Source organism: Martinezella lusitana, from assembly GCF_016901135.1.
Lineage (GTDB): Bacteria > Pseudomonadota > Alphaproteobacteria > Rhizobiales > Rhizobiaceae > Rhizobium > Rhizobium lusitanum_D.
In genome coordinates this window covers 1-13,295 of sequence record NZ_JAFEVL010000061.1, presented here as the reverse complement: position 1 = coordinate 13,295, position 13,295 = coordinate 1, and the positions used below count along the sequence as shown (strand labels likewise).

12 protein-coding genes and 1 pseudogene are annotated in these 13,295 nt (G+C 61.3%); 6 read left to right on the top strand and 7 right to left on the bottom strand.

Annotated elements, in window-relative coordinates; translation table 11 throughout:
• The first annotated feature begins 108 nt into the window (after positions 1-108).
• The 3 genes from JTP94_RS25530 to JTP94_RS25520 are packed head-to-tail and all read left to right on the top strand — an operon-like array spanning position 109 to position 2,514.
• Positions 109-1,254, top strand: a complete 1,146-nt coding sequence (locus tag JTP94_RS25530; RefSeq protein WP_204853223.1) for a mandelate racemase/muconate lactonizing enzyme family protein — start codon at positions 109-111, stop codon at positions 1,252-1,254.
• A 58-nt stretch (positions 1,255-1,312) separates the two neighbouring features.
• On the top strand, positions 1,313-2,179 hold the full coding sequence (locus tag JTP94_RS25525) for a DUF6772 family protein (RefSeq protein ID WP_034502930.1): 867 nt from the start codon (positions 1,313-1,315) through the stop codon (positions 2,177-2,179).
• Positions 2,179-2,514: a hypothetical protein gene (locus JTP94_RS25520; protein WP_204853222.1), complete on the top strand. Its 336-nt coding sequence runs from the start codon at positions 2,179-2,181 to the stop codon at positions 2,512-2,514. Before JTP94_RS25525 ends, JTP94_RS25520 begins: the two co-directional genes overlap by 1 nt.
• 42 nt (positions 2,515-2,556) lie before the next feature.
• On the opposite strand, the gene JTP94_RS25515 is transcribed toward JTP94_RS25520, so the two are convergent.
• The 3 genes from JTP94_RS25515 to JTP94_RS25505 all read right to left on the bottom strand — a co-directional run bounded on the left by JTP94_RS25515 (position 2,557) and on the right by JTP94_RS25505 (position 6,430).
• The gene (locus JTP94_RS25515) at positions 2,557-3,951 is read right to left on the bottom strand and encodes an FAD-dependent oxidoreductase (protein WP_204853221.1); all 1,395 of its coding nucleotides are present in this window, start codon (positions 3,949-3,951) and stop codon (positions 2,557-2,559) included.
• Positions 3,952-3,971: 20 nt separating this feature from the next.
• A complete protein-coding gene (locus JTP94_RS25510) occupies positions 3,972-4,757 on the bottom strand; it encodes an SDR family NAD(P)-dependent oxidoreductase (protein WP_204853220.1) in 786 nt (261 codons plus the stop codon).
• 443 nt (positions 4,758-5,200) lie between these two features.
• Positions 5,201-6,430, bottom strand: a complete 1,230-nt coding sequence (locus tag JTP94_RS25505; RefSeq protein ID WP_271025333.1) for an MFS transporter — start codon at positions 6,428-6,430, stop codon at positions 5,201-5,203.
• 280 nt (positions 6,431-6,710) lie between these two features.
• On the opposite strand from JTP94_RS25505, the gene JTP94_RS25500 reads away from it, so the two are divergent.
• Positions 6,711-7,793: a LacI family DNA-binding transcriptional regulator gene (locus JTP94_RS25500; protein ID WP_312038192.1), complete on the top strand. Its 1,083-nt coding sequence runs from the start codon at positions 6,711-6,713 to the stop codon at positions 7,791-7,793.
• A 134-nt stretch (positions 7,794-7,927) separates the two neighbouring features.
• On the opposite strand, the gene JTP94_RS25495 is transcribed toward JTP94_RS25500, so the two are convergent.
• The 4 genes from JTP94_RS25495 to JTP94_RS35960 all read right to left on the bottom strand — a co-directional run bounded on the left by JTP94_RS25495 (position 7,928) and on the right by JTP94_RS35960 (position 10,944).
• Entirely contained in the window at positions 7,928-8,266 is a 339-nt protein-coding gene (locus tag JTP94_RS25495) for a hypothetical protein (RefSeq protein ID WP_204853218.1), read from the bottom strand.
• A 158-nt stretch (positions 8,267-8,424) separates the two neighbouring features.
• On the bottom strand, positions 8,425-9,453 hold the full coding sequence (locus tag JTP94_RS25490; RefSeq protein ID WP_204853217.1) for a DUF2955 domain-containing protein: 1,029 nt from the start codon (positions 9,451-9,453) through the stop codon (positions 8,425-8,427).
• Entirely contained in the window at positions 9,443-10,549 is a 1,107-nt protein-coding gene (locus tag JTP94_RS25485) for an HlyD family secretion protein (RefSeq protein WP_204853216.1), read from the bottom strand. The genes JTP94_RS25490 and JTP94_RS25485 overlap by 11 nt, the downstream gene beginning before the upstream one ends.
• Before the next feature lie 113 nt (positions 10,550-10,662).
• Positions 10,663-10,944 (bottom strand): hypothetical protein, encoded by a 282-nt coding sequence (locus JTP94_RS35960; protein WP_312038191.1) that lies wholly within the window; start codon positions 10,942-10,944, stop codon positions 10,663-10,665.
• A gap of 180 nt (positions 10,945-11,124) precedes the next feature.
• Here JTP94_RS35960 and JTP94_RS25480 point away from each other — a divergent pair, with 180 nt between their 5' ends.
• Both JTP94_RS25480 and JTP94_RS25475 read left to right on the top strand, forming a co-directional pair.
• Entirely contained in the window at positions 11,125-12,909 is a 1,785-nt protein-coding gene (locus JTP94_RS25480; RefSeq protein WP_271025603.1) for an adenylate cyclase, read from the top strand.
• 196 nt (positions 12,910-13,105) lie between these two features.
• Positions 13,106-13,295 (top strand): annotated as a pseudogene (locus JTP94_RS25475) (esterase); the annotation flags it as partial.

The window sequence follows — 13,295 nt, the reverse complement described above, 5'->3', positions numbered from 1 at the left end:
TTTCTAACTTAGCAACTAGGTTTATCAGTTGCCAAGTCGCCAACATCTAGCTAGGAATAACAGACACGCCCCGGAGCAGCGAGCAAAACATTGGGAACGAGAGAGCCGATGGATTCCGTGCAACATTCGACCGGACAGCCGATCCTCATTTCGGATGTCATCGCCCATCCGCTCAGCCAGACGCTGCCCAAACCGACGGTCACGTCATGGGGCACCTATCGCCAGGTCTCAATGGTTCTCGTCGAGGTGCGCACCGATGCCGGGATCGTCGGCATTGGCGAGGTGCTGGCCCGGTTTTCGCCCAGGGCCTATTCGGAGTTGATCGAAACCTCGTTAAAACCACGGTTGATCGGACAGGATGCACGCAACATCGGCGCGCTCTGGCAATCCATGCGGCGCTCGCTGTCGGGCCGCGCCGGCGGCATGTTGATCGAGGCGATCGCTGGCATCGACATTGCGCTATGGGACATCATGGGCAAGGCCGCGGGCATGCCGATCGCCAAGCTGCTCGGCGGCATCGGCCGCGAGACGATCGACGTCTATGCCGCAGCCGTAAATTGGGTCGACGATGCCGAGGCGGATCGGGAACTGGAGCGTTATATCGGCGAGGGATTCCCGCGCATCAAAGTAAAGATGGCCAATCCCGTCAAGGAAGCCTGCCGTCGCATCGAACGCCTGCGCAAGCGCGCAGGCGATGATATCGAACTCTGCGTCGACGCCAACTGGGCGTATGATCTCGACCAAGCGGTCGAGGTAGGCAGGGCACTTTCGGCCAACGGCTATTTCTGGTTCGAGGAGCCGCTGGCGCCGGAGAACGAGCAAGGCTACGAGGAACTGCGCAAGCGCTGCGACGTGCCGCTCGCTGCCGGAGAGAGCAATTTCACCGCCGATCAGGCACAGCGTCTCGTCGCCAACCGCACCCTCTCAATCCTGCAGCCAGACGTCGCGCGCGCCGGCGGAATATCCGAAACCCGGCGCATGGCCGACTATGCCGCCCTGCACGATGTGGGTTACGCCCCGCATATCGGCATGTCCGGCATCATCTGCGAGACGGCCAGCACGCATCTGGCAGCCGCCCTTCCCAATTTCCGGGTGATGGAATGCGAATGCGATCTTAGCCCCTTCAAGCGCGAACTGGCCGATCTGGCGCCCGGCTGCTTGCGCCAGAAGAATGGCAAGCTCGACGTGCCGACACGGCCAGGTCTTGGCATCGAAATCGATTGGGACGCCGTCAGCCGGCTCCGCATACAGTGAGGTCAACGCCCTAATGACGACATCAGCCCCTTCTCCCATAGCGGATATGACGGAAGCTATGAGGCTCGCCATGCTCCGCGCGGATCCGGCGCTCAGCCGTTTCGATCCTCTGCCGCGCATCCTGTCCTTCGATGATTTTTCTCGCGGGCATTGCGGCTGGTCACAATTGGTCGGCAATTACGAGGACACGCTCGACGTCATGCTGCCCGGCTATGCACAGCACTCGAGTGCCATGCTCTCCACGCTCGGGCATTGGGATGCCGGTTCCCATGGCGGTATGGATTCGTCCTATGCGCTCAAGATCGCGACAAAGGCGAAACCCGGTGCGCAGAACGTTGCCATCAAGCGCCATACCTTCCGCAAGCGCGGGCCGATCCGCTTCGAGATTTTCTTCACATTCAAGCCGGAGGCAACAGAGCTGAAACTATCGGAAACCGATGTGCGCTCGATCGGCTTCCTGTTCGACCTGCAATGCGGCGATCGGGACGGCGACGGCGAGCGGGTCATGCCACATCTGCGCTTTCTCAATGCACTCGACGGCAAGCACCTCCAGAAATGGCAGTACAAACGTGAGACCACCTCCTTCACGGCCATCGGCAAGGAAGACAAGACCGTAAGCCACTATCACCTGGCGCCCGAAGGCTGGCTAGATCTGCCGGACGGTGGACAACGGCTCTGCTACAACGAGATCCCGACGAAGGTGAACTGGAGCTATATGCGCTTCGATTTCGACCTCGCCTCCATGAAGGCGACCGGCTTGCAGTGCAATGACCGGAATTTCGATGTCTCCGGCTTCGAGTCGATCCGGATTCCGGCGATGAAAAACCTCTGGTGCATGCTGAACTTCTGCCTGTTTGCCGAGACGGATGTAGCCAAGCGCGCCTTTCTCTACGTCGATTCCATCTGCATTTCAGGGGATTTTTGATGCTTCCAGAAAACATCACGGCGGTGATAACACGCAATGAGCGCTGGAGCGGTGACGCGGCGAGCGAGCCCTATGAGGCCGGCTGGGCGCATGAAGCCGTCTTCTTCATTCGGGCGTTGAAGCCCCCCGTCGGCACAGTACCCAGGGGCTGGGTGGAAATCTCGCCAGACGGCATGCACTGGGTTCGGGAAGGGGCGGAGTTCGCCATGCCGGCCGAACAGGACGACATTGCCGTGGCTCGGCTCAACTCTTTCGGCAACTGGCTGCGCGTTGCAACTCGCTTTGCCGATGGCGCCGAATGCACCGTGCTGGTGACCCTTCATCTGAAGGCTTGACTTGAGAAAACGCGGGCATGGCTTCCGCGCTTTTTCTTTCCGTCAACCGAGATAGGCGCCCTGGGCCAGAAGTTCCCTGCGCAAATCCGCGTAGTCGATATGCCGGGGACTGGCCCTGTTGCCGACCGAAAGTGCTGCGGCAACACCGGCCGCCTGGCCGAGCGCAAAACAGGGCGGCATGACCCGAATGGCGCTGAGCGCCTCATGCGTCGCCGAGACTGCGCGGCCCGATACCAATAGGCCCTCATGAACGCGCGGCAGCATGACGCGGTATGGTATTTGGTAGATATTAGCTGCATCAGGCCCTTCCCCGCCGGTACCGCCGCCCGAGCCCGTGGGATCGTGAATATCGAGCGGATAGCCGCACAGCGCCACGACATCTTCGAAGGCGCGGCCGGAATGTAAATCTTGCAGCGTCAGTTCGTAGGCGCCATCGATCCGTCGGGTTTCCCGCACGCCGATCTGGGTCGCTGTGTCCCGTAGTTCCACCTGTTCGAAGCCGGGCAGATTGTTACGGAAGAAATCGAGCAGCGCCACGGTCTGCTCCCGGCCTTCGACCTCTGCAAGCGAGAGCTCAAGGGCGTCAGCCCCATTGCGGCGCAACACGCGGCCGGTATTGATGCGCCAGACGCCGGGTTCCATGGTCTTGTACAGGCCAATGCCGCGGCGAGGCGCGGGAAAACGACCCTCTGCCGTCGCCTTGGCGACGATCGAGGCGAAAGGCCGAAAATCCTGCGGATGAGCGCGGCCGTAATCCTCCACCACCTGGTCATCGACGTGCTGCACGCGGAAAAACAGCGTTTGTGGCTGGGAAAGGCCGTCGCTTTCCCGCCCCTGGCGGGTATGGACTCCGGCATAATGGGCGACATCGCCGTCGGCCGAGCAATCGACGACCACCTTGGCACGAACGCTCCTCAGCCCGCCCTTACCGGCGCAAACAACCCCGAGCACCCGGGGATTGTCCGCATCACGATCATCGACGATTGCATCGACAACCATGGTATGCAGCAACAATTCTACCCCCGCCTCGACACACATGCGCTGGGCTACGACCTTCGCCACCTCAGGCTCGAAAGGGGTCACCTTATCGTGGCCGTAGACGATAAAGCCGCAATAGGCCGAGCCCGCCGAGATCGTACTCGGATGCAGCGCGCCACCCAGGGCCATCATCCGCTGAACGAATTCTTCGTAGATGCCGCGGATCAGCTGCTCGCTGCCATCGAGCGAATAGGATGTCATGCAGGGGCCGACGAGGCCCGCCGTGAGGTTGCCACCGAGGAAGCCGTAGCGTTCCACAAGGCGCACCCGCACGCCAAGACGTGCCGCAGCGACCGCGGCCGACAATCCCGATGGTCCGCCCCCGATGACGAGCACATCGACATCGTCGAGTTCGGGAATATCCGCCGAATAGGCATAACGGCGCACTGTCTGCTGCATACCCATATCCCCTCCCTGATCTAGCGGAACATCGATCCGCCATCGACATCAAGGGCGGCGCCGTAGATGAAGCTGGCTGCATCCGAGCACAGGAACATGATTGCCGCCGCCATGTCCTCCGGCCGCCCCATCCGCCGCATCGGCAGATTGCCGGCGATGCGGTCTTTCATCGACTGATCGATATGGGAGTGCATCGGGGAATCCGTCGGCCCGGGGTTCAGCGCGTTGATGCGGATCTTCTTGCCCGCAAGCTCCCGCGCCACCGACTTGACCAGCGACAGGGTCCCGGCCTTCGATGCCGCATAGGCCGTATCCGCAATCAGCCCGCCGCCGCCGTGCACACCAGCATCGGAAGCGGTACAGACAATATTGCCGCCATCAGGGTTGTCGAGCATGCGTTTGACTGCCGCCTGCACCGTGAAAAAGGTGCCAAGCAGATTGACATCCAGCACGCGGTGCCAATGCGCCCGATCCTGCTCGAATATACGCTTGGCTGTGATGATCGCCGCACAGGTCACGACGATATCAAGACGCGCGAGATTGGCGTCACAATAATCGAAGGCCTTGTCGATGCTTTCCTGGTCGCTGACATCCACCGTAACCGTGTGGATTGCCGCGCCGTCATTGCGCAACTCCGCACCGTAGCGCTTCAGCCTCGCCTCATCACGATCGGCCATGACAACTTCCGCGCCCTTGCTGGCGAAGGCCCTTGCAGTTTCAAGACCCATTCCGCTCGCTGCGCCCGTGATAAGGACGGTTCGGCCGGCAAAACTATCATCGGAAAAAGTAGCATAAGTCCCAGACATTTTCGCAGCTTTCTTCCTCAAGGGCAGCCCAAACAACCAGTCAGCGGCCTCGCTCCCCGTGCATTGATAGTAACGTAGCAACTATGTTATATAGTTGTAAAGCGCTATTTTGATGTCGACACGCCATCTGGAAGCGGAGATTCGCGCAGCAATCTGGCGGGTAGCATCGCCTTAACCGATTGGTTCTGATCGGCCGCGTTGCGATCACAACGCTGAGGCGTTCATATGTTCGCGCAATCGATTACTCGCTGAGACAAGGAGGGGCTGAGATTTCGGAGCCTCCGTCCGAAGAAGGCTGGTGTTGTGAAACTCAACGAACTACGCGGGGAGCCGGCCGGTCTAAACAGGCGGCTTCATAACTGAGGGGCGTGGTTAGCTGTCGCCGGAATCGGTAGTTCAGGCGGACGGGGTGCGGGATTTACGACGTGGCGACGAATTTCAGCCTACGACAGGACGCGGCCAGACCGCGCCATAGCAGCAAGACCCAGCACCGCCAGCGCCGAGAACACCGCCGGGAACCAGAAGACGTGCGGCAGGCCGGCCACGGCAACACCCAACCCGCCCGTCACGCCGCCGAGTGCGGAGCTGACTGCTGACGAACTCATGAATACGGCAGAGGCTGTCGCCACGGCGGTGGGCAGGAGCCGCTGCGCGACGATGATGCCGAGGGCGGCGAACACGCCCCATACCCCGCCCATCAATATCTGGCCGGCGAACATGCCGGCAGCGCTCGGCCAGGCCGCGAAGCATACGTTGGCAGCGACGCCGAGCCCCGCCGCGACGCACATGAGCCGCAGCATCCCGATTCTCCGACCGAGAATGACGCTGAACGGCATGATCATCAACTCCACGAGCGGTTGGATGCCGATGACGGCCCCGCGGACCGTGGCATCGAGCCTGAGGTACTCATCCATGTAGAGCGGGAGAAAGCCGTACTTTACCGATTCGCCCGCGTAGACGAGAATGAACAGGCCCGTAAACGCCAGAAGCGGGAGCATCGCCCGCAAACGCGTGGGATTGGCTTTGCCGTTTGGTTCTTCGGCGTCGGTCTTTGTTATCGGCGCAGCCACGCTCAACGTCCCCAGGGGCACGATTTGCAGGAGGAAGCAGAGCGCAGTCCCCCAAAACATGGTGCGGAGGCCCACCCCCGCCGCCAGCCAGGCCCCAGCCACGGGGCCTACCACCCACCCCGCAGTCAGTGCCATTCGGACGATGGCGACGACGCTCTCGTTCGTTCGTGCGGGCGCCCTGCTGAGGTCGTCGTGAACCGCTGCGAAAATCTGCGAGGCCGCGGCTCCGGAGAAAGCCAGCACCATCGCGCTGACTGCGAACGGCATCCAGACCCGGGTTGAAAGGGCGATGCCGGCCCAGCCGAGAAATCCGGCGACTGCGCAGAGGCGGAACAAGCCGAGACGGATGCCACTGCGGTCAGAGAAGCTGCCGACGAGATACCCTGCCACGGGAGCCGCCAAGCTCGTCAGGTAAAAGAGGCCTGCGAGCGGCAGCGGCGCGCCCAGCTCCCGCACAAGGAACAAAACGATCTGCGGCGCGGCCGCCGAGGTCCCCACTCCCGACAAGAACATGGCGATGGTGGCGCCGCGGTACAGCGGCGAAGCAAGGACGCGGCTGAGCGCGTGAGTGTGCCCCGACCGGGCGATTGCACTGGCATCCACGATACTACTCTCCTGGGCGGTGAAGACGGGTTGTCGGCGCGTTATCACACTTCGAAGGCGACGGCTGGATTGGCAACCGCGATTAAGTGCTTGCTTCCACCCAATCTTGGCTGTGGTCGAGTGGGCTGCGGGGCGTTCGGGATCGCACGGCTCGTGTCCGGCCGCGCGGCGAGGTGCTCGGTCCCTCGGGCTGGAATGGGGCTTTACGCATCGGCGTCTCCTTAGGCTGGATGCGAGTGCACCTGAATCCTCGGCGCATGGCGCATAGTAACCGGTTACTATGCTTCGAATATCCCGCCGCCTCGCCCTCGTCAACGGCGTTACGATAGTTTACTCACGAATCATGCCGCCACGCAGCACCAAAGAGATCAGTATCCGCGACGTAGCCCGCACGGCGGGGGTCTCCGTGGCGACTGCGTCGCGCGTTCTGTCCAAAGCCGAATACCCGGTGGCCGCGGACACGCGCCAGCGGGTGCTCGATGCCGCGGCCACCCTCGGCTTCGTCCCCAATGCGATGGCGCGAGGTCTAGCCCGGTCCCGATCGGACAGCGTCGGCGTCGTCATGCCCTGGACCAACGCCTACTACGCCGCCATGATGTCGGGGATCGAAGCTGCCGCCCGCGCGCATGGCCTCACCATGCTGCTGGGATTGACCAATGGCGACGAGGGCCGCCGCGAGGCCCTCGTCGCCGCGTTCCTCGAGCGGCGCGTGGACGGCATCCTTATCTGCGCGGCGGCCCACGATCAGCGGCTTGGCCGGGGGCCGGAGGAAATGCCTGTGCCTGCGGTGCTAATCGGACGGCAGCCGGACGCCGGCCATCCGATCATCCGGACGGACAACGTGGCGGCCGGCCACACCGCCGCGCGTCACCTCTGGTCGCTGGGGCACCGCCGGTTCGCGTACCTCACGCCAGACGACGCCTGGTATGATTTCCGGGACCGCCGCGTCGGCATGATGGGCTTCCTGGAATCCGCCGGCGAGCCTTTCTCTGTTGAACTGTTTGACGGGGTTCGCGGTGAGACGGACTCGTACCGCCGCATTGCGGACGCTTGCCGGAATGGATTCGATGCCACGGCGATTCTCGCTTCCACCGACCGGCACGCGTTGGGCGCGCTCGCCGCGCTGGCAGACGCCCGCATCCTCGTCCCGGAGGACAAGGCGGTGATGGGCTTTGACAACTACATCACCAGCGGCTTTCTGAGACCCTCCCTCACATCGATGAGCATGCCGGCGACCGAGATGGGCGCACTGGGCGTCGAGTATCTCAGGCAGGCGATCAACGGCGACGCGGTTCCGAAGGAGACCATTCTGCAGGCGGCTCTCATCGCGCGCCAGTCGACTGGCCCCTGGCGCGGGGCGTGACGGGGATAGCGGCATTCAGGAGGCCGTTCGCGTAGACCGCCAATGGTCAGAATGAGGAACGGCCGCCTTGAAGGAAATCGAACTGCGGACTCGCGCTTGCATTTCAGCGAGGCCAGAATCTCGATTTCGCGCGCCTAGGTGCTCTCAACGCGTTCCGCCGCCATTTTTTCCCGGATGTATTCCGGCCCGCCGGCAAGGCGTCGGGCGAATGGCCGATCCGGATCTACAACCCGCCAAAAGGGTGCATTGCCGTTGCGACTGATGTGTACCAAATGTCGTTGCACGGTGACTGGACAACAAGCATCTGCACCGCATTTGGCGGCGAGCCTCCGCCGAAGTGCCGCAAGATCGGACAAACGACCAGGCGGTGCGGCACGGAGTTGGCGAGCAACCATGGTCTCACTTGGAATCAGCATGCGCTGCGTGAGAGCATTGCCCTTGCGGCGGATTTTGATCACCGGTAATTCGTCCATGGATTTCGCTCCCAATGAATGATCCTCTATGAATGACGAACCGGATGAGCGGAGTCCGACAAGCTAAGCCAAAAAATTCGCGAGTACCATTCGTAGGAAGAACATTTGCTAGGTGTTATGCTTATTGAGCAAAGCGCCATGAGTAAGCGATCGGTTTGTCATGCGGATAGCCTTTTCGTGCTCGTGATCCGCGGCCAGAGAAGTGTGGATAGCAGTAGGGTGTAGATCAAAGCGGCCCCGACATAGACGATGCGGGTGGCAAAGGACTCGGCGGCGCTTCCCGGCAAAGGCGACACCCCAAGGCCGAACAGAATGAGGAAAATTGTCAGAGCGCCGGCAAATACCGGGGCGTCTGTCGATCGAGCGGCTGCGCGCCCTCCCAGGACAAGGGCGATCACGAGGACGATGATAAAGATCGAGAGAAGACTGGGCCGCAGGGTCAAGGCTGCATAAGCGACGGATGCAAGTACTCCGCCGAAGAGATTGACGAGCACAAGCCCGATTGCCGCCCGCGCGCTCGCCACCGCGTCGAGCTGCCCGAGGAGCGAGGCCACGGTGATGGGAATAACAGCGGCAGCGGTCAAATTTTCGCTCGTCAGGCAGATCACGATAGATGCAAGAAGAATCCCGGTATTGGCCAGCGCACGAAGTAAGGCCGGGGGCCGCTCATTGGACGAGATGGCTTCGGCATTCAGGGAGAACGGTTCGGGAAAGACCGCATAGGCTAGCCACATCAGAACCGTGCCGGACAACACTCCGCTGACCAAGATGGACAGGATGGAATTGGCTAGCTCCTTGTTTAGAATGCCGAGCAGCGGCACGATGATTGTGACGACGAGTACGAGAAAGACGGCTGGCCCTCCCTTCCCGGCCGACTGCGCGACGAAGCACGCAAAATAGGTCAGTCCCAAAATCATGAGGAACGGCACAGGCCGGTCGCCGAGGAGGCTGGTCAACACCATCATCGCGATCCCGGTGATCAGGATCACGATCGCCGCGCCGACGGTCTTTCCAAACGGCATGGGTCGCGAACTCCCCAATAGGAATTGGGCTGCAAAGAGCGGGCCCAGGAAGGGCACGACGGCCCCCGCATAAACCGCGAGCGTAAAGCCGACGGAGACTGCAAGTGCGACACGCAGCCCCTTGCGTTTCTGTTGCTCGATTGCGGGGTTCCTATCAATTGACATAGGTCAGCACCGACATGATGCGTATCCAAAGCGATCCCCACGCATTGGTGACCGGATTGTCACCCGTGTAGATGACGACCGTGGCCTGCGAGCCATAGCGCACTCCACCCTTGGGGCGGTCCGCCTCCTCCATGATGAGACGGACGGGGAACCGCTGCGCTTCCTTGACCCAACCACTGTCGTTTCTGATCGTCGGCAATCCGGTGCTCGGGTCCGTGCTACCCTGGGAGACGCCGAACCCTACGCTTTCGACTTTGGCTGGAAAGAGTTTTCCGGGGAGCGCATCAAAGAGGATGTCGGCTTTGTTACCGACGGCGACCTTCTCCAGGCTGTTCTCCTTGAACGCCGCGTTGATCCAGATGGTGCCGACATCGATGAAAGTCATGGCAGGCTGGCCGGCCGACACGACCTTACCGATGGTGAGCTGAAGATTGGTGACAACTCCGGACGAAGGCGCCCGGACGGTCGTTCGCACGAGATCGAGCCGAGCTTTCTCCAGCCCGGCAAGAGCCGCCCGGAGCTGCGGATTGTCATTTCCGGACGGCCCGAGCTGCTCTTTCGCCTTAGCAAGGTCCGCCTGAGCCCCCGAAACGGAAGCTTCCGCCTGGTCATAGGCGGATTTAGCCGTATCGAACCGAGCCTTGGAAAAGACGCCACGCTTCACCAGTTCGGAGGCGCGCGCATACTGGTCGCGGAGATTATCCCGGTCGGCCTGGATCTGCACGAGCTTGGCTTGGGCGGCGTCGACCGTCGCCGTCGACGCGCCGATCGACTGGCCCACACTGGCAAGGCTTGCCTCGGCTTCGGCGACTGCGAGTTCATAACGCTCAGGATCGATACGGAAGAGAACCTGATCTGCGTCAACGCGCGAGTTATCGGCAACACCCACCTCCACGACCCGGCCTGTCACTTCGGGCGCGATGCCGACGATATAGGCCTGAACCTGGGCCTGCGATGTCGACGGCGTACGCCGCTCCATGAAGATGGAGAGTATAAAGAGGACCAGCGCCAAAAGAACGACGATGAGCGCAATCCTGCGCAAAGGGTTCCGCGCCGCCGGGGAAATCGCAGGCTCGTTTAAGGTCTCGGAAGCCACATTGTCATCCTTCAAACGTGCTTCATCTCGTCAACGGCACTTTCGCCGGCGATGGTGATCGTGAAGAGCACGAGCGCAAGTACGCAACCGTAACATACAGGTAGCCGCCGACTTTATCGGAGAGGCGGTGGACGGTGAGGATTGCGAGGAAGCGCCGCCGCCTGTTCGAGAGCGGCTTCGATTTCGTTCAATAGACCGGCGACCAGTTCGCCGTATTCGCGACGACGCTCTTCACGCTTCGGCCCCGTCGAACCTTCCCACTTCGCCAACTCGGATTGGGCCTCGGCGAAGTCCCTGCATATCTCACGGAACTCGTCATCGCGGGTGGCGAGATCGTCGATCGCTCGGGCTTTGGCTGGAAACTGCCGCCTGACTGCGGCCACGCCTTCATCCATGGTTCACCCCATTTCACGGCACTTGAAACGGCGCCGCTACAACGTGTGCTGGACCTCAATCTTCGTGGACCGCGATTAATTAGTGGAGTATGTTACAGTAATATACGGCTTGGCAGGGATGTGACTCCACGGGGACCGGGGGACAGCCATGCGGACGACGATACTAGGGAGGGGTCTGTCGTGTCCATTTCAGCTCGACATCCGCCGGAATCGGGGGATGTCTGCGCTCAGCTCGAACGCATTGTCTCGAGCTCCGAGTTTCCTGGTGTGGGTAGAGCCGCAACGTTTCTCCGTTATGTTGTTAAGGAAACCGTCGAGGGGCGCGGCAACCGGATCAAAGGCTATTCGATCGCGATCGAAGTGTTCGGCCGGGACACGGACTTCACCCAGGACGATCCCGTCGTCAGGATCGAAGCCGGACGGCTGCGGCGCGCGCTCGAACGCTACTATCTCGTCGCCGGGCAGGGTGATCCGGTCAGGATAGACATCCCGAAGGGCGGGTATGTTCCAACCTTCACCTGGAACAACCTGGCTCATCTCGAAGCGACCGAAACAGAACCCAGCGCATTTTCAGGACCTCATCCCGTTCCGCCCAAGCCGTTGTGGCGGGCAAAACCGGCGATGATAGTGACCATCATTGCAGTCTCGGCGATAGTGATATCGGCTTTTTTGATTGCCGGACGGCCTCCCTCACCGACATCGCAACGAACTGGGGGAAGCCTGCTCCCAGACCGCCCCGCCCTTGTTGTGGCACCCTTCGCTAACCTTGGCGAAGGTCCGGAGGCACAGCTCTACACGGCAGGGCTAACCGAAGAACTGCTGACCGTCCTGCCTCGCTTCAAGGAAATCAAGGTCTTCGGCCGTGAGACATCCAAGTCCTTAGCTACCGACGTAGGAGCGGCAGAAATCAGGAATGGGCTTGGCGCACGGTACCTGCTTGCTGGCGGCGTCCGCACTTCGGGCAAGCGGCTGCGAGTGACCGCCAGACTACTTGATACGTCTGACGGCGAGATCCTGTGGTCGGAAGACTACGACAACGATCTTGGGTCGAGCGATCTGTTCGCAATCCAGTCGGACGTCGCAAAAAAGGTCGCCACCGCGATCGCTCAGCCCTACGGAATCATGGCGCAGGTCGACGCTGCCAGTCCACATCCGAATGACATGGGCGCGTATAAATGCACTCTGCGCTTCTATGCCTATCGCTCGGAGCTGAGTCCCGAGGCTCATGCAGGCGTCCGGGATTGTCTTGAGAGTGCCGTTGCGCGTTACCCGACCTACGCGACTGCTTGGGCGATGCTGTCGATCATCTACCTTGACGAGAGCCGATACAATTTCAATCTGAGACAGAGCCCGGCTACGCCCATCCAGCGCGCGCTGCAGGCTGCCAGGCGCGCAGTGCAGCTTGATCCAAGCAATACGCGGGCACTGCAAGCACTGATGACGGCGCTCTTCTTCAACAGAGAACTTGCTGAATCACTCCGTGTGGGAGAACAGGCGCTTGCCACCAACCCGAACGATACCGAGTTGATGGGCGAGTTCGGAACGCGGCTTGCGCTCGGTGGCCAATGGCAGCGTGGGGCGGCACTTCTGGATCAGGCCATCGCCCTCAATCCGGGTGGCAGCGGTTTCTACCACGGCAGCCGAGCCCTCGCAGCCTTCATGCTTCGCGACAATGCGACCGCGGTGCTGGAAATCAGACGGGCGGACTTGCAGAAATTCCCGCTTTTCCATGCTGTCGCCGCCATCATCTATGCCGAGTCAGGCATGATGGACGATGCTCATCGTGAAGGACAGGCCTTCATCAAGATGCATCGTGAATTCCTGCCGAACGTCGTGGCGGAACTGAAGATGCGCAATATACAGCCCGCCGATCGTAACCGCTTAATTGAAGGTCTTCGCAAGGCGGGAATGACAGTGCCAGATGAATTGGCGTTGACCGCCACCTCGGAGCGACCGCCGCGCTGATGCCACTTCCCCGACCGTAACATACCCGATGATACGGGTAAGCGATTACGTCTTCGCATAGATTTTCCTCAGACCCGCCGCCCGCGCTGAGACGTGCGTGGCCGAAATGTGCACCAGCGCCACGGGACAACGAGGAACGGTAGTGACCACAGCAAACCACCTTGATGGCCGCGCTCATCCGCTCGTCCCGCGATGCCTGAGGGGGATCACTGTCGTCATCCTGCTTTTTACTTCGGCCGGGTGCGGTGGCCATCTCAAGAACGTGCTTATCCCGGTCGCAGATAGCTCGCCGAAATCCACCAAGGTCGACATGCTCGTGACCACGACACGCAGCCGCTCCACAGTTCAAGGTGAGATGTTCACAGGTGAGCGAGCGCTCACCCCGG

Bases quoted from the DNA above. Each gene is read 5' to 3' on its own strand.
- JTP94_RS35960 (WP_312038191.1), bottom strand. From the start codon at position 10,944: ATGGATGAAGGCGTGGCCGCAGTCAGGCGGCAGTTTCCAGCCAAAGCC.
- JTP94_RS25530 (WP_204853223.1), top strand. From the start codon at position 109: ATGGATTCCGTGCAACATTCGACCGGACAGCCGATCCTCATTTCGGAT.
- JTP94_RS25495 (WP_204853218.1), bottom strand. From the start codon at position 8,266: ATGGACGAATTACCGGTGATCAAAATCCGCCGCAAGGGCAATGCTCTC.
- JTP94_RS25490 (WP_204853217.1), bottom strand. From the start codon at position 9,453: ATGTCAATTGATAGGAACCCCGCAATCGAGCAACAGAAACGCAAGGGG.
- JTP94_RS25510 (WP_204853220.1), bottom strand. From the start codon at position 4,757: ATGTCTGGGACTTATGCTACTTTTTCCGATGATAGTTTTGCCGGCCGA.
- JTP94_RS25500 (WP_312038192.1), top strand. From the start codon at position 6,711: ATGCTTCGAATATCCCGCCGCCTCGCCCTCGTCAACGGCGTTACGATA.
- JTP94_RS25525 (WP_034502930.1), top strand. From the start codon at position 1,313: ATGAGGCTCGCCATGCTCCGCGCGGATCCGGCGCTCAGCCGTTTCGAT.
- JTP94_RS25515 (WP_204853221.1), bottom strand. From the start codon at position 3,951: ATGCAGCAGACAGTGCGCCGTTATGCCTATTCGGCGGATATTCCCGAA.
- JTP94_RS25520 (WP_204853222.1), top strand. From the start codon at position 2,179: ATGCTTCCAGAAAACATCACGGCGGTGATAACACGCAATGAGCGCTGG.